The 15,866-nt window shown below is 63.0% G+C and carries 15 protein-coding genes; 6 read left to right on the top strand and 9 right to left on the bottom strand.

Going from position 1 to position 15,866, the window contains the following annotated elements; genetic code table 11:
• Nucleotides 1-12: 12 nt before the first annotated feature.
• Nucleotides 13-1,056, bottom strand: coding sequence for a type IV pilus twitching motility protein PilT (locus PI87_RS22935; protein WP_039600020.1), 1,044 nt, complete (start codon nucleotides 1,054-1,056; stop codon nucleotides 13-15).
• 122 nt (nucleotides 1,057-1,178) lie between these two features.
• Between PI87_RS22935 and PI87_RS22930 the strand changes: the two genes are divergently transcribed.
• Nucleotides 1,179-1,901 (top strand): YggS family pyridoxal phosphate-dependent enzyme, encoded by a 723-nt coding sequence (locus tag PI87_RS22930; protein WP_039600019.1) that lies wholly within the window; start codon nucleotides 1,179-1,181, stop codon nucleotides 1,899-1,901.
• Nucleotides 1,902-1,931: 30 nt separating this feature from the next.
• Nucleotides 1,932-2,756, top strand: a complete 825-nt coding sequence (gene proC / locus PI87_RS22925) for a pyrroline-5-carboxylate reductase (RefSeq protein WP_039600018.1) — start codon at nucleotides 1,932-1,934, stop codon at nucleotides 2,754-2,756.
• A 118-nt stretch (nucleotides 2,757-2,874) separates the two neighbouring features.
• On the opposite strand, the gene PI87_RS22920 is transcribed toward proC, so the two are convergent.
• The 6 genes from PI87_RS22920 to PI87_RS22895 form a co-directional block, all read right to left on the bottom strand.
• The gene (locus PI87_RS22920; protein WP_039600017.1) at nucleotides 2,875-3,492 is read right to left on the bottom strand and encodes a 3'-5' exonuclease; all 618 of its coding nucleotides are present in this window, start codon (nucleotides 3,490-3,492) and stop codon (nucleotides 2,875-2,877) included.
• A gap of 142 nt (nucleotides 3,493-3,634) precedes the next feature.
• Complete coding sequence (ubiA, locus tag PI87_RS22915) at nucleotides 3,635-4,510, bottom strand: 4-hydroxybenzoate octaprenyltransferase (RefSeq protein ID WP_039600016.1); 876 nt, start codon at nucleotides 4,508-4,510, stop codon at nucleotides 3,635-3,637.
• A gap of 75 nt (nucleotides 4,511-4,585) precedes the next feature.
• Nucleotides 4,586-6,763: a catalase/peroxidase HPI gene (katG, locus tag PI87_RS22910; RefSeq protein ID WP_039600015.1), complete on the bottom strand. Its 2,178-nt coding sequence runs from the start codon at nucleotides 6,761-6,763 to the stop codon at nucleotides 4,586-4,588.
• Between the two features lie 138 nt (nucleotides 6,764-6,901).
• Entirely contained in the window at nucleotides 6,902-7,408 is a 507-nt protein-coding gene (locus PI87_RS22905; RefSeq protein WP_039600014.1) for a Dps family protein, read from the bottom strand.
• 139 nt (nucleotides 7,409-7,547) lie between these two features.
• A complete protein-coding gene (locus PI87_RS22900; protein ID WP_039600152.1) occupies nucleotides 7,548-7,790 on the bottom strand; it encodes a hypothetical protein in 243 nt (80 codons plus the stop codon).
• 318 nt (nucleotides 7,791-8,108) lie between these two features.
• Nucleotides 8,109-9,056: a LysR substrate-binding domain-containing protein gene (locus PI87_RS22895; RefSeq protein ID WP_039600013.1), complete on the bottom strand. Its 948-nt coding sequence runs from the start codon at nucleotides 9,054-9,056 to the stop codon at nucleotides 8,109-8,111.
• Between the two features lie 169 nt (nucleotides 9,057-9,225).
• On the opposite strand from PI87_RS22895, the gene PI87_RS22890 reads away from it, so the two are divergent.
• From PI87_RS22890 to PI87_RS22880, 3 genes are all read left to right on the top strand, one after another.
• The gene (locus PI87_RS22890) at nucleotides 9,226-10,077 is read left to right on the top strand and encodes an AraC family transcriptional regulator (protein ID WP_198139608.1); all 852 of its coding nucleotides are present in this window, start codon (nucleotides 9,226-9,228) and stop codon (nucleotides 10,075-10,077) included.
• 90 nt (nucleotides 10,078-10,167) lie between these two features.
• Complete coding sequence (locus tag PI87_RS22885) at nucleotides 10,168-11,064, top strand: alpha/beta hydrolase (RefSeq protein WP_039600012.1); 897 nt, start codon at nucleotides 10,168-10,170, stop codon at nucleotides 11,062-11,064.
• A 123-nt stretch (nucleotides 11,065-11,187) separates the two neighbouring features.
• A complete protein-coding gene (locus PI87_RS22880; RefSeq protein ID WP_039600011.1) occupies nucleotides 11,188-12,024 on the top strand; it encodes an undecaprenyl-diphosphate phosphatase in 837 nt (278 codons plus the stop codon).
• Nucleotides 12,025-12,087: 63 nt separating this feature from the next.
• On the opposite strand, the gene PI87_RS22875 is transcribed toward PI87_RS22880, so the two are convergent.
• Nucleotides 12,088-12,519, bottom strand: a complete 432-nt coding sequence (locus tag PI87_RS22875) for a winged helix-turn-helix transcriptional regulator (RefSeq protein WP_052321698.1) — start codon at nucleotides 12,517-12,519, stop codon at nucleotides 12,088-12,090.
• Between the two features lie 104 nt (nucleotides 12,520-12,623).
• Here PI87_RS22875 and PI87_RS22870 point away from each other — a divergent pair, with 104 nt between their 5' ends.
• The gene (locus PI87_RS22870) at nucleotides 12,624-13,295 is read left to right on the top strand and encodes a hypothetical protein (RefSeq protein ID WP_157003210.1); all 672 of its coding nucleotides are present in this window, start codon (nucleotides 12,624-12,626) and stop codon (nucleotides 13,293-13,295) included.
• A gap of 154 nt (nucleotides 13,296-13,449) precedes the next feature.
• Here the strand turns inward: PI87_RS22870 and PI87_RS22865 are convergent, their stop codons facing one another.
• Entirely contained in the window at nucleotides 13,450-15,195 is a 1,746-nt protein-coding gene (locus tag PI87_RS22865) for a hypothetical protein (RefSeq protein WP_157003209.1), read from the bottom strand.
• Nucleotides 15,196-15,866: the final 671 nt, after the last annotated feature.

The raw sequence follows: 15,866 nt of genomic DNA, 5'->3' as shown, positions 1-15,866 counted from the left end.
AGCGCATCAGCATCAGTTCGCGAACGCGTCCGGGTTCTTGGCGATGGCGCGTGCGTCTGCGTAGTTGATCGCCGAGCGCTTGATGAGCTCCGACAGGCACTGGTCGAGCGTCTGCATGCCCATGCCGCTGCTGGTCTGCATCATCGAGTACATCTGCGAGATCTTGTTCTCGCGGATCAAGTGGCGGATGGCCGGCGTGGCGATCATGATCTCGTGCGCCGCAATCCGGCCCGAACCATCGCGCGTCTTGAGCAGCGTCTGCGAGATCACCGCCTCAAGCGATTCGGACAACATGGTTCGGACCATCTCCTTCTCGTCGGACGGGAACACGTCGACGACCCGGTCAATGGTCTTTGCTGCAGAACTGGTGTGCAGCGTGCCAAACACCAAGTGGCCGGTTTCCGCCGCGGTGAGCGCTAGGCGGATGGTTTCGAGGTCACGCAATTCGCCGACCAGCACCACGTCCGGATCTTCACGCAGCGCCGACTTCAGTGCATTGGCGAACGAGTGCGTATGGGGCCCCAGCTCGCGCTGGTTGATCAGGCTCTTCTTGGATTCGTGCACGAATTCGATCGGGTCCTCCACCGTGAGGATGTGGCCCATGTCGTTTTCATTGCGGTGGTTCACCATGGCCGCCAGCGTGGTCGACTTGCCCGAGCCGGTCGGGCCCGTCACCAGCACGAGACCGCGCGGTTTCATGGCGAGGTCGGCAAACACCGCCGGCGCCTTCAGGTCATCCAGCGTGAGCACCTTGGACGGAATCGTCCGGAACACGGCCGAAGCGCCGCGGTTCTGATTGAACGCGTTGACCCGGAAACGCGACAGCCCCGGGATCTCAAACGAGAAGTCGACTTCCAGGTTTTCTTCGTAGACCTTGCGCTGCCCGTCGCTCATGATGTCGTACACCATGGAGTGCACGTCCTGGTGCGTGAGCGGTGGCACGTTGATCCGGCGCATGTCGCCGTGGATCCGGATCATCGGCGGCAAGCCGGCCGACAAGTGCAAGTCCGACGCTTTGTTCTTGGCGGAAAACGCCAGAAGCTGCGCGATGTCCATCTTATAATGACCCCCGACTTTTTTATGTCGCCCAGGCGTCGCAATGGCGCTTCCCCGGGTGCTGCCGGCATTGTCAACAACATGCCGGAGCCTTGTTTATTTGTAACAAACGTCGCCGGATTATGTCTGTAATCGCCGCCAACTTGCAAGCCGTGCGTCAACGGATCACAACGGCCTGCACACTGGCTTCGCGCGATCCCGCGGGTGTCATATTGCTGGCCGTTTCCAAGACGTTCGACGCCGATGCCGTGCGTGCCGCGTATGCCGCCGGGCAACGCCTTTTCGGCGAAAACTACGTGCAGGAAGGCCTCGCCAAAATCGACGCACTGGCCGATCTGCGCTCCGGCGCTGACCCGATCGGCTGGCACTTTATTGGGCCGCTGCAAAGCAACAAGACACGCGCCGTAGCCGAGCGTTTCGACTGGGTGCACAGCGTCGACCGACTCAAGATTGCCGAGCGCCTGTCGGCCCAGCGCCCTGAGCACCTCCCCCCCTTACAGGTCTGCCTGGAGATCAACATCAGCCGGCAGGCCAGCAAGCATGGCTTGCTGCCGGATTTCGAGGAAGTCCTTGCCGTGGCACGCGCGGTAACGGCCCTGCCCCGCCTGCAGTTGCGCGGCCTGATGGCCGTGCCTGAGCCTACCGACGACCCGGCGGCCCAGCGCGCGCCTTTTGCCGCCCTGAGCACATTGGCCAACCAGCTAAGAGACGCCGGCATCGCCATCGATACCCTGTCGATGGGCATGTCCGCCGATCTGGAAGACGCGATTGCCGAAGGCGCCACCATCGTGCGCGTCGGCAGCGCCATCTTCGGGGCGCGGCAGTATGCGCACGCGCCCGCCTGATTTCCCGTTGTTATTCATCCCACCACTCTCATGCTCGACACTCTGAAACTCGGCTTCATCGGCGGCGGCAACATGGCGGCAGCCCTCATCGGCGGCCTGATTGCCAAGGGCGCGCACGGCGCCAATATTGTGGTGGTGGATCCGACTGAGCCGGCCCGCACGCGCGCCGAGCAAACCTGGGGGGCCCGCGCAGCAGCCGCCCCCGGTGTTGAACTGGCCGACCGCGACGTGATTGTCCTGGCCGTCAAGCCGCAGCAGATGCGTGAGGTGTGCGCACAGCTCGCGCCGCATCTGGGCAACAGCCTGGTGCTGTCGGTGGCGGCGGGCATCCGTATTCAGGATCTGTCGCGCTGGCTGAATGGGCATGCGCGCATCGTGCGTGCGATGCCGAACACACCGGCACTGTCGGGCCTGGGTATGACGGGGCTGGCAGCCAACGCTGGCCTGTCCGAAGCCGATCGCGCTACGGCCAGCACCGTCGCCAACGCTGTCGGCAAAAGCGTGTGGGTGCCTGCCGAGGCGCAGATTGATGCCGTCACCGCCATCTCGGGCAGTGGGCCGGCCTACGTGTTCTATTTCATCGAAGCCATGCAGCAGGCTGCGCAAGAGCTGGGTCTGTCGGCCGAAGACGGTCGCACGCTGGCCGTGGAAACGTTCATCGGCGCGGCCACGCTGGCTGGCCAGTCGAATGAGCCTGTGGAAGTGCTGCGCGAGCGGGTGACGTCCAAGGGTGGTACGACCTACGCGGCACTTACGGCGATGGAAGGTGCGGACATCAAGGCTGCCTTTGTGCGTGCGATGCATGCTGCGGCTGCACGCGGTAAGGAAATGGGCGAGGAATTCGGCCGCGATTAAAGGCCAATCACTCAACCCCAGCCAAAACGACAAGGCCAACCTCACGATAGGTTGGCCTTTGTATTTTGATGCTCCGAAGAGGCCGGGTCGAATAGCGCAGAGAGACAATCAAAGTAACTCAGCGCTGATCGCCAGACAGCGACCGCAAGAACGGCGCAACCTTCGCCTTGCTGGTCTTCTGTAGCCGAGCCATGAAAGCGTGATCAATCTGGCCCAGCCCGTAAATCTGAGCGATGTCGTGCTGCATGCGACACCAGAGGTGACTGGCAGTCTCGGCATCAACCATCGCTCGGTGGGCCCGGCCCAATTTCGGGAGCCTTAGCATGTCCGCCAAGCTTGATAGGCGGTGACTCTGAGCGTGCGGGTAAATGCGCCTTGAAACGAGCATCGTGCATGCGAATGCGTGCTCCGCGGCCACACCAAGACACTCGAGCTCAGCTTGCCAAAATCGCTTATCGAAACCAGCGTTGTGAGCGACGACAGGATGGCCTCCCACAAATGCGGCTGCCTCCTTCATGACCTTTGAAGCTGCGGGAGCCGACGCGATCATGTCGTTCGTAATCCCGGTGAGCGCGACGACGTCGGATGGAATACGTCGGCCTGCATTCATCAAGCTCTGGTAGCGGTCAATGATCTGGCCATCACGTAGAAGGATGATGGCGATCTCGGTAGCCCTGTCTCCCAGGTTTGGGGAAAGCCCGGTTGTTTCAAAGTCCAGTACCGCGACGGTTTGCATGGTTTAGCCAGATGAAAGATTCTTGGCGCGCGACGCGGGGGATGTGATGCTTGCTCGGGTTCAATTCTTCGTGTTCTTGTCCGATGCCCAGCCCCGACACGGGATGAAACAAAGGATGCACCACAAGCACCCAGCTTGAGAATCAGCGCAGCGCGTACGCAGCAGCCACACCCGCAAACACGCAGGCGCCCAGCCAGTTGTTGTGGCGGAAGACGAAGAAGCACTTCATGCGATCCCGCGTACGCAGCATCGGGTAGTACCAAAGCGCCATCGCCACGGCAGCCGCTAACCCAATCCAGAACGCCACACCCAGCGCCATCACATGCCCAGCCCAGGCCATGATCCCAAAGAACGCCGCATAGCACAGCATGATGGCTGCGACGTCATAGCGGCCGAAGGTGATCGCTGACGTCTTGATGCCGATGAGCAGATCATCATCCCGATCGACCATTGCGTAAGCAGTGTCATAGGCAACGGCCCAGAACACGTTGCCAATGAGCATCAGCCACGCCAGCACCGGCACCTGGTCCTGCACCGCCGCATACGCCATCGGAATACCAAACCCAAACGCAATGCCCAGGTACGCCTGCGGAATCGCAAAGAACCGCTTGAAGAACGGATACGTACCGGCAATCACAATGGCCGCCACCGACATCCACTTGGTCAGCGCATTGAGCGGCAGGATCAAGGTGAAGGCGATGAGCGAGAGCACCGCCGCCACGGCCAGTGCCTCCCACGGGGCAATCAGGCCCGCAGTGAGCGGCCGCTCTTTGGTGCGTTTGACGTGCTTGTCGAAATCCCGGTCCGCCCAGTCATTGACGGCGCAGCCGGCCGAGCGCATCAGGAACGTGCCAACCGAGAAGATCACCACGAACGCAACCGGCGGATGCCCATCGGATGCCATCCACAGCGCCCACAGCGTCGGCCACAGCAACAGCAGCGTGCCGATCGGTTTGTCCATGCGCATCAGGCGCGCATAGAGCACGAGGCGGCTGGGTTGGGCAGCAGACGATTGCATGGGAAATCACCAAAGAAAAATGGCGCCTGCACGAGGCAAGGCGCCATTTTAGTCCTGATGACTTGGGCTTAAGGCTTAGGCCAGATCGAAACGGTCGAGATTCATCACCTTGACCCAGGCCGCCACGAAGTCGGTCACGAAACGCGCTTTGCCGTCGGCACTGCCATACACCTCGGCGAGCGAGCGCAGGATCGCGTTCGAGCCGAACACCAGATCAACGCGCGTGCCGGTCCACTTGACTTGCCCTGTCTTGCGATCGACGCCCTCGTAGACGTCGCCAGCCGCCTTCCACTCCGTCCCCATGTCGAGCAGGTTGACGAAGAAGTCGTTGGTCAGCGCACCCGGGGTGCTCGTGAACACGCCATGCTGGCTGCCGTCAGCGTTGATGTTGATTGCTCGCAGGCCACCAAGCAGCACCGTCAATTCGGGCGCCGTCAGCGTCAGCAACTGGGCCTTGTCGATCAGCAGCGCTTCGGCCGGTACCGAGAACTTGGCCTTCTGATAGTTGCGGAAGCCATCGGCGATGGGTTCGAGCACGGCCATTGCGACGGGATCGGTCTGCTCGGGCGTGGCATCGACGCGGCCCGGCGAGAACGGCACCGTAACACTCACGCCGGCTACCTTCGCCGCCAGTTCGATACCCACATTGCCTGCCAGCACAATCACGTCAGCCAGCGAGGCCTTGCCCGAGGCTTGCTGGATCGCTTCCAGCTTGGCCAGCGTGCCTGCAACCGACTGGTTGGCAGCCCAATCCTTCTGCGGCGCCAGGCGGATGCGCGCACCGTTGGCGCCACCACGCTTGTCCGAACCGCGGAAGGTCGAGGCAGATGCCCAGGCCACGGCCACCAGTTCCGATGCCGACAGGCCAGACGCCGCGATCTTCGCCTTCACGTCGGCAATGTCCGCGTCGCTCGGCTTGTGCGTTGCAGCCGGCAGCGGGTCTTGCCAGATCAGGTCTTCGCGCGGCACTTCCGGGCCGAGGTAACGCGACTTCGGGCCGAGATCGCGGTGCGTCAGCTTGAACCAGGCGCGTGCGAAGGCGTCGGCAAAGGCTTGCGGGTTGTCGTGGAAGCGTTGCGAGATCGCTCGGTAGGCCGGATCCTTGATCAGCGACAGATCGGTGGTCAGCATGGTCGGGCGACGCTTGGGCGAATCGGGCGTCGGGCCGGGAATGATCGCCTCGGCACCCTTGGCCACCCACTGCAGCGCGCCAGCAGGGCTCTTCTCTTGCTCCCATTCGTTTTCGTACTTGAACAGGATCTCGAGGAAGTCGTTGCTCCACCGCGCCGGCGTCGTCGTCCAGGTGACTTCCAGACCGCTGGTGATCGCATCAGCGCCCTTGCCGGATTGGAAGGTGCTGGCCCAGCCCAGGCCCTGTGCCTCAAGCGGTGCAGCTTCGACGTCCGGCCCGACGTTGCTTGCCGGGCCCGCGCCGTGTGTCTTGCCGAAAGTGTGGCCGCCGGCGATCAGCGCCACGGTTTCTTCGTCGTCCATCGCCATGCGGGCGAAGGTTTCGCGAATGTCACGCGCGGCCGAGATCGGGTCGCCGTTGCCGTCCGGGCCTTCCGGGTTCACGTAGATCAGGCCCATCTGCACGGCGGCGAGCGGGTTGTCGAGATCGCGCTCGCCCGAGTAGCGGCTATGCGGGTTGTTGGTGGGCGCGAGCCAGGTTTTCTCGGCGCCCCAGTAGACGTCGTTGTCCGGTTCCCAGGTGTCTTCACGGCCGCCGGCAAAGCCAAATGTGCGGAAGCCCATGGTTTCCAGTGCAACGTTGCCAGTGAGGATCAGCAGGTCAGCCCACGAAATCTGCTGGCCGTACTTCTGCTTGATCGGCCACAGCAGGCGGCGCGACTTGTCGATGTTGACGTTATCGGGCCACGAGTTGAGCGGTGCGAAACGCTGCTGGCCACGACCGGCGCCACCACGGCCGTCGCCAGTGCGGTAGGTGCCGGCAGCATGCCAGGCCATGCGGATGAACTGCGGGCCATAGTGGCCGAAGTCGGCTGGCCACCAGTCCTGCGAATCAGTCATCAGGCGGCGCAGATCCGCCTTGAGCGCGTCGTAGTCGAGCGCCTTGAAAGACTTGCGATAGTCAAATTGGGACCCGAGCGGATCGGATTTTTCGGAATGCTGGGCGAGCAGATCAACACGCAGTTGATTGGGCCACCAGTCCTTGTTGGTCGTGCCACCGCCATCGGCTTGGGAAGCCGCAAGCGCTTGGCTGGAAAACGGGCATTTAGCTTCAGTAGTCATCGCTCTCTCGTTTCGGTCTGGGGGGATGAGGCCCCACCCGCAGCACAGCAGGCTGACGGGCGGGGGGAGGAATTCACTGTTGTCGAAACACCTGTCGTCGCTTGGCGGCGCGACCGCTCGCGCAGACTTCGCCCTGGCCTATGCCAGCAGCGAGCGCAGCATCCACGCGGTCTTTTCGTGGGTGTCCATGCGTTGCGTGAGCAGATCGGCGGTCGGCTCGTCGGCGGCCTTGTCGACGTCGGGGAACAGGCTGCGGGCGGTACGTGTCACGGCTTCGTGGCCGGCCACCAACTCGCGCACCATGTCCATCGCCTCGGGAATGCCCTTCGATTCCGGGATCGACGACAGCTTGGCGAACTCGGTGTACGAACCCGGCGCCGGATAGCCCAGAGCACGAATGCGCTCAGCCACGGGGTCGACGGCGTTCCACAGTTCGTTGTACTGCGTCTCGAACATCAGATGCAGCGTGTTGAACATCGGGCCGGTCACGTTCCAGTGGAAGTAGTGCGTCTTCAGGTAGAGCGAATACGTATCGGCCAGCAAGCGCGAGAGGCCGTCAGCAATCTTCTTGCGGTCCTTGTCAGCAATACCGATGTTGATCTGGGCTGCTGCTGTAGCGGTAGCAGCACTGTTCTTCTTTGCCATCTGGATTCCCTTGAAAAGTGGTATGCAAAAACGCAAGTGCCTAGCCCCGGTGGGGTCGGACGGCGTGCTTCGAGCATGTCGTTCGGTTGCCGCCAGCACAACAAGTTCCGATTGTGGCACTCGCCTACAACGAAGGCGATCAGACCATCGTGTGCACCATGCCGTGCAGGAACACGATCATAGCGCCGGCGGCAACGATGGTCAGGCCGATCTGCTTGCGCACCCATTTGCGGTGCAGGCGGGCGGGTTCAGTGCTCGGCGTGCTTCGGCCACCGGCCGCACTGCCGGGCAAGCCGGACAGCATCGGCACCTCAGCCTGCGATGCGCGTACTGCGCCTCCAAACGCCTGCCATTCCGAAACGAACATCCGCACCATTGCCATGATCTTTTCTCCTTGCTGCATTGCATGACTTCAAACCCCGTGCTTGCTAGTGCTCGCACCGCAAGCCAGGGCGATCTCGGGAACCCGCGAGATCAATGCGATTCACCATAGGCGGCGAGCCATTCCAGCACGGTTGCGACAGCATTCGAGGCAAGGTGGTAGGACATGACGGGCTCCATGGCGATGCTGCGATGAGCAACGCGCTCACCATGGAAAAGAGTTTACCAATCAGCTATTAGAACGGTAAGTTGATTGTTTTTATCTATCAATTAGGCGTGCGCTATCGCCGTCATGAAACGTGACGACAGCGCATGACAATCAGTGGATCAGCGGTGTAATGGGCAGCGGTTTGATGCCCGGCAGATCGCATTGCGCGACCGCCTTGGCCACCGCCTCGATGGCGGCGATGCGGGTGAAGCTCTTGCGCCAGGCCAGCACGACGCGGCGGTCCGGCACCGGCTCCTGGAATGGCACATAGGCCAGCAAATCGGTGGCAGCCGGCTGCATGTTCGGCACCGAGGTGCGTGGCAGCACGGTAATGCCGACGCCGCTGGCCACCATATGACGGATCGTCTCCAGCGACGAACCTTCAAAGGTTTTCTGGATGCCGTCTGCGTTCTGCGAGAAGCGCGACAGCTCCGGGCAGACGCCCAGCACGTGGTCACGGAAGCAATGGCCGTTGCCCAGCAGCAGCATGGTCTGCTGCTTGAGCGCTTCCGGGTCCACCGCCGGCATCTTGGCCAGGTCATGACCGCGCGGCACGGCCACCACGAAGGGCTCGTCGTACAGCGGCACGGTCATCAGCCCGGCTTCGGGAAATGGCTCGGCCATGATGGCGCAGTCGATCTCGCCCTGCTTGAGCAACTCCACCAGCCGCACGGTGAAGTTCTCCTGCAGCATCAACGGCATCTGCGGGACGGTGTCGATCATCTGCTTGACCAGCGCCGGCAGCAGGTACGGCCCGATCGTGTAGATCACCCCAAGGCGCAGCGGCCCAGCCAGCGGGTCCATGCCCTGCTTGGCGATCTCGCGAATCGCCATGGTCTGCTCCAGCACGCGCTGGGCCTGCGTGACGATCTGCTCACCCACCGGCGTGACGCTCACCTCCGACGCGCCGCGCTCGAAGATCTGCACGGCCAGCTCGTCCTCCAGCTTCTTGATGGCGACCGACAGCGTCGGCTGCGAGACGAAGCAGGCCTCGGCGGCACGGCCAAAGTGGCGTTCCCGTGCAACGGCGACGATGTATTTGAGTTCGGTTAGCGTCATGGCAATCAATCGGCTTTTGGGAGTCGATAGATTTTAACTTGTGACGCGGGAGATTGCTTGGACTTCGCGAGGTCTTGCTGGCACTGCGTAAAGCGTGGACCAACGTCGGCGGAAACCGGCTGCAGCCGTCCACTACACTTGTGCGCAATCATTCGCTTTACCAAGACACATGCCGCCCTCGCCCAAACCTGATGACTGTGCGCACCGGCCTCGCCAACTGCGTGGCCCGGCGGTCGACGCCAAGAGCCTGAACCCGCGCGACTACCAACACACGCCGGGCCTGGCGGCGGTGATGCCCAAGCGGTTCCCCAACGGTTTCGTGGTGGCGGCACACGAGCACGCGCGGGCGCAGCTGATCTTCGCCACGAGCGGCGTTGTGGAAGTCACGGCCAACCACTCGCTCTGGCGCATTCCGCCCCAGAAGGCGCTGTGGATTCCGCAGGGCATGCCGCACGCCATGCGTGCCTGTGGTGATGTCGAGATGCGCACGGCGTATGTCAGCCCAGAGGCTTTCGGACAGAGCGCGCCGCCAGTGCCACGCATGGTCAATGTGTCGCCGCTGTTGCGCGAGCTGATTGTGCGCGTGGCGGCGCTGCCCGTCGGGCATCCGCCGGCCGGCCGCGAGGCATTGATGACCGAACTGATGCTGGCGGAGATCGAGTGGTCGCCAGACCAGCCCCTACCCCTGCCCTCCGGCTCGGACCGCCGCCTGGCCCGCATCTGTAGCGCCATCCTCGCCGACCCGTCAGACCAGCGCACGCTGGAAGACTGGGCCGCCGAGGCTGGCGCATCCAGCCGCACGCTTTCGCGCCTGTTCGTTGCGCAGACGGGGTTGTCCTTCGTGCATTGGCGGCAGCAGGCCCGCCTCTGTGCTGCGCTGCCGTTGCTGGCCGCCGGCATGCCCGTTACGGCGGTGTCGGCCGGGCTGGGCTATGAGACCGTGGGGGCGTTCTCGACCCTGTTCAGACGCTTTATCGGCGTGCCGCCCAGCGCGTACGCCACGTTGTCCGATTCGGCGTAGCAAACGTCCGCCACGCAGATGCGCCGCTGAGGTGCGCCACCTATCGTGTTGCCCAGCACAACCCGTGCAGCAAACAAATAGGGACCCGACATGGTGCGTGAAGACGTTGAATTTCTATCCGAAGGCGTGATCCTGCGCGGCTGGTTCTATCCGGCCGTGGATGCACGCTCAGACCAGGCCAGCGCCGCCATTGTGATGACGCACGGCTTTTCCGGCGTCAAGGAGCAATACCTTGACCGCTATGCCGAAGTCTTCGCCCGCAGCGGCTTGGCGGTGCTGGCCTATGACCATCGCAGCTTTGGGGCAAGCGATGGCCTGCCGCGCCAGGAGGCCGACCCCGTGATGCAGAAGCGCGGCTACCGCGATGCCATCAGCTATCTGCTCACACGGCCAGAGGTGGACGGTCAGCGCATCGGCCTCTGGGGGACGAGCTTCAGCGGGGGGCATGTACTGGAGGTCGCTGCTGTCGACAAACGGGTCAAGTGTGTGGTGTCGCAGGTGCCCACCATCAGCGGCTACCAATCCGCTTTGCGGCGCACGCGTGCGGATCTCGTGCCGGCAGCGCTCGCACGCTTTGCACAGGATCGGCAGCAGCGCTTCGAGGGCGGCGCACCAATGATGGTGCCTGCCGTGTCCGCCGACCCGACAGCGGCGTGTGCGATGGCCGGTGCGGACAGCTTCCGCTTTTTTATCGACACCGCGCCGTTCGCGCCGAACTGGCGCAACGAAGTCACGCTACGCAGTGCGGAACTGTCGCGCGAGAACGAGCCGGGCGCCTTTGTCGACCGCATCTCGCCCACACCCCTGCTGATGATCGTGGCTGACCAGGACGTGCTGACGCCGGTCGACCTCTGCCTGCAGGCTTACGAGCGCGCGCTGCAGCCCAAGGCACTGGTGCTGATCAAGGGCGGACACTTCACACCCTACATCGAACATTTTGAGCAGACCAGCAGCGCCGCAGCCGACTGGTTTGCCAAGCACCTTTGACCTTGCCGACCAGGGGCAGCGCAAACCCGTCTTGATGATCTGATACCGTTTCGGTCTGGCGCGCCTTGGCCATGCCACGCGCACGTCACTACACAACGTTCAGTCCATCGCCCCCAACCAAGCATGACCACGCTTCACATCATCATCCTGGCCTGCGTCCAGGGCCTTGCCGAGCTGCTGCCGGTTTCCAGTTCCGCCCACGTCATCCTGGCCGAGAAATGGCTTGGGCTGGATCCAACCTCCCCTGACATGACGCTGATGCTAGTCATGTTGCACACGGGCACCATGTTTGCCGTCATCGTGTATTTCTGGCGCTCGTGGCGGCAGACGTATTTCTCGTCGACCAAGGCGCTGTGGAACAACGGTGTTCAGTTGGCGGTGGCGACAGCCGCCACGGGCGTGGTCGGGCTGACCTTGTTGTATGCGATCAAGCACGCCTTCATGGGTGGCGCAGACAGCTTCGAGGTGGAGCATCTCTTTGGCAACACCAAGTTGATGGCGGTCAGCCTGGCGGTGGCCGGCGTGCTGATCATCGTGTCGTCCAGGCATGCCAACACGGCCACCGGTGAGCTGACCGGCTGGCGTGCGCTCTGGATCGGGGCCGTGCAGGGGCTGTGCCTGCCGTTCCGCGGGCTGTCGCGTTCGGGTGCAACGATCTCCAGCGGGATGCTGGTGGGCGTGCAGCGCCGCCGTGCCGAGGAGTTCAGCTTCGCGCTCGCCGTGGTGCTGACACCGGCAGTCATCGCCAAGGAAGGCTATCGCTTCTACAAGGCCTATGCAGGCGCGGCCGGCGGCATGCTGCACATGCTGGCACCCAGCCTGCTGGGCATGGTGTTCAGCTTTATTGCCGGCCTGGTGGCCCTGCGCTGGCTGTCGCGCTGGCTGGAGCAGGGGCGTTGGTACCTGTTCGGCTGCTACTGCCTGGTCGCGTCGGCGGCTGTGTGGATGTTTGCTGGCTGAGACTGCGTCTGCTTCGTCGAAGGCGGTTGGCCGCAGCACCTTTGCGGCCATCGGAAGCATGCGCTAGCCGGCATTCGGCTTGCGCCGCGCCCGGGTCGAACGCGGGGCCGGCTCACTGCTTTCCACTGCGCCGGACGCCAGTTCGTCGAGCGTATATGTGCCGGGCAGATGCTGCTTGCCCCACTCCACCATCGCCTGCAATACGCCCCGCAATGCCTGGCCTTTTTCGCTGAGCGCATAGGCGTAGCGCACCGGGCGCTCCTGATAGGCACTGCGCACAATGATCCCGGCCTCTTCAAGGCGCTTGAGGCGATCGGCGAGGATGTTGGTGGGGATGCCCTCGGGCGAATGCTGCAGTTCGCCGTACGTGCGCTCGCCGCGGCGCAGATCGCGGATCACGAGCAACGACCATTTGTCGCCCATCACGTCCAGCGTGTTCGCAATCGGACAGGGGGAGCGGCGAAACGCATTCTCCTTCTCGGGCTTCACGTTCATCTCCTACCGGAATCGTACTGACGAGTCACTTGCATATTACAAGTGTCAAGACTAGGCTGACAAGTAGCTTGCATTATGCAAGTGACCCAGTAAGGAGAGCCGCCATGTCGAACGCCATCCTGTCGTCTTCCAGAGAATCGAGACCACCGGCGCCTTCTGGGGTGCACGTGTTCGTTGCCGTGGCGCTCGCCGTCTGGCTCGGGCTCGTGCTGTTCCTGGGCGCCAAGGGTGCCTTCGCCAGACCGCTCGGGGCGCCGCCGCTACCGATTCTGATTGGGGTTGTGGTCCCTATCGTCGCGTTTGTTGCGATTTTCAGGACCTCCAGTGCCTTCCGCGATTTCATCCTGGGAATTGACCTCCGCTTGGTGATCGCCATACAGGCATGGCGATTCGCGGGTCTCGGGTTTCTAGACCTGTATGCGCATGGGTTGTTGCCTGGCCTGTTCGCGTGGCCAGCAGGTCTCGGCGATGTCGCGATTGGGTTGAGCGCGCCCTGGCTGGTCCTGACCCTTATCCGACAACCCGGTTTTGCGGCCAGCAAGGCATTTGCTACGTGGAATGCGGCCGGCATGCTGGATCTGGTGGTAGCGCTTGGCACCGCAGCAGTCAGCACGATCTTCGTGGGCAACGGCGCTGGACAGGCCACCATGGCGCCGATGACGCAGTTGCCGCTTGTGCTGGTTCCGGCATACCTCGTGCCGTTGTTTGCCATGCTGCATCTGACCGCGTTCCTGCAGCGGCGGCAGCTCATGGCGACGTCTGGCCGCTCGCACTGAGCACTCTGCTGGCGCGGCGAAGCCGTTGCCGGAAGGGCCGATCTCGTCCGGCAAATGGAGGCGCAAGCGCAGCCTTGATCCACACGTAGCGCGGGGCATCGACGGAATCGTTCGTATCCGTCGATGCCCCCGCGTCTCATTACAGCGTTGCGGATCAGGGCAGCGGCGTCAGCCTCGGATAGACGTGGCTGACCGGCACCTTGTTGGTCGTATGGCACGAGAAGCAGTTGGCGCTCGGGGCAGACGGCGTGGCACCTTGCGCGAAGGTTTCCATCGTCGCATTGGCAAGATGGTTCGTGCCGACCTCGTTGCCACCGTTGGGCGGCGCACCGAAAATCGTCCACGTCGTGCCAAGCTGGAAGTACTGCCGGCGCACGTCGGCCGCGTTGAGCTGGGAAATCACGCTGGCGTTGGCCGAAATCACCTGCGTGTTCAGGCCCGCCGCATTGGCAGGGTTACCGCCGTCATTCGAGCCCCAGGGCTTGGCACGGAGCACCGGCGACGGGCCGACCGGCGTGCCGGTGATGGCGGTGCCCGTCCAGCTGTTGTTGGTGGCATTGAACGGACCACTCGACCCACTGGGCGTGAACAGCCAGTTGCCCGCGGTGTCCTGTGTGACCGTCTTCATGCCGCTGGTCGAGTTGTAGGCGTACGTTGCGTTCGGTGCGTTGCCCTCGTGCTCAAACGTGCCCCACACCATCTCGCCGTGCCCGCTGGTCGAGCCCACCACGTGCAGGCCCAGCATCACCAGCTTCAGCGTCGTCTGCCCGTTGGGAACCCAGTTGTTCGGGTTGCTCTTGTCGAACGTCGGGACCACGGCCTCAACCTGAATGTAGTCGTTCGGGTTGGCCACCTTGCTGGCATCCATCCAGCTCGATTTGCTCTCGATGGCCAGCGCCTTCGGGTCCTGGATCGTGTGGCCCTTGCTGGCCGCAAAGCTGACCACAGCATTCACGTCGGCCATCGAAGTTGGGAACGCGATATTGGTGTTGCCCGGAATCACCGCCGCACCCTGCATCGTGCGGTGGAAGGCAAAGACATCGTTCACCGCGATGATGTAGTAGATCAGCGACCCGTTCTGCGAGATCAGCACGCCGCTGTCTGCCTGACCGGGCTCGACGTCGATCACGTTACCGGCCGGGTCGATAAAGATCGGGAAGCCCTTGATGATCAGCTTGCGTGCCTGAATGGCAGAGGTGAACGCCTTCATCGGCACCACCGGCACCGGCCGATCCGCCGTAAGCAGTGCACGCTGGCGAATGATCGGCGTGAGCTTGAGCACCTTCGGCGCCAGCAGCTTGCCGCGCGCATCGAGCAACTCCAGCGTGCCTTGCTCGGTCTTGCGCACGTTCTGGATTTGCGTGCCCGGGATCAGCCTGCCGTTGGCCAGGCGGATCGACGGCGGCTTCTGCCCTGGCTTCTCGTGCGGCACTTCCACGATCTGCCCGGTGCGCGCCATGACGATCGGCAAGCCGTGCGGGCCGAGTTCCATCGCGCGCAGGAACATGTTGATCGGCCGCCCCGGCGAGTTGGGGATGAAGTTGCGGCGCCCGCTGCTGTCTTCAGGGCTGACCGTATAGAACTGCGGCGAGAACATGACGTGGCTGCCGCCGCCATACGTGGCCGGTGCGGGCGACGTCAGCCACAGGAACATCTGCTCGGTCCACTGGAAGAAGCCGCAGTTGGGCGCGAGCGCCACCGTGCTGTCGGCGGGCTTGACCACACCATTCAGCGTGACGGTACCGCTCTGGAAAAAACTCGCGACGGTGGCCGGTGAAATCGGGCATCCACCGGCGGCATCGGTCGGCACGGCTTGTGCCGCAGCTGTCTGCGCAAACCCCAATGCGGCCAGCAGCGCCGCACCTCGCAAAGCTTGCTGAACTCCGGAACGCAGTGACATAGCTCCTCCCCAGGTCGTGGTCATTGTTCCTTCGGTGCTGATCGCGCTGAATCGGGTGCGTTCATCTCCTGATGGATACGCCGCAGCATCTGCAGCACGCAGGCGCAGACAGCGGCATGAACGGCGCAGTCGGGTCGGAGGCGTGTGGATACGCACGCTGCAGTTCGAGGAGGTACCCCGATGACTGCACTCGCTTGCACAGTGCGTTGCCGTGATTGTTGTGTGTGGATCTGGCACGCACTGCGCGGGGACTGCGCAATGGCAGTCCTAGCCTAGGAGATGACCTGGGCGCTCAAGCATGAAATTTTCTTTGCTCTGATGTGCATGCAACCGCATGAGATACGCCTGCATTGGAGCGCCTTCGAAGCCAAACGTTTTGCGCGCAAGGCAACATCTGCACCCCCGACGCAGCGAGAGAAATGCCGTGCCTCGACCACGGAAAGAAGAGCGATCGCGTCGTCGGAAAACGCAGCACGTCACGTCTGGCGTCTGTGGCGTTAGGTGATCTGCGTTGTCCGCTTCGCAGTCGTCCCGCCTTTCGCGAAGCGTTTTTGTAGAGGACATAGCCCCGTACGGAAAACAACGCGGTTCCTGAAGCCCTCTGACATCCATGCGCTTCAACGGAAGAGGCCATCCGGACGAAGAGTGAAGCCCGGCGCAGCTCTTGTACA

Origin of the sequence: Ralstonia sp. A12 (assembly GCF_000801955.1) — a bacterium.
In the GTDB taxonomy this organism is placed as follows: domain Bacteria; phylum Pseudomonadota; class Gammaproteobacteria; order Burkholderiales; family Burkholderiaceae; genus Ralstonia.
Note: the sequence above shows the minus strand (reverse complement) of the source record. Positions and strands in the feature narration are given on the sequence as shown.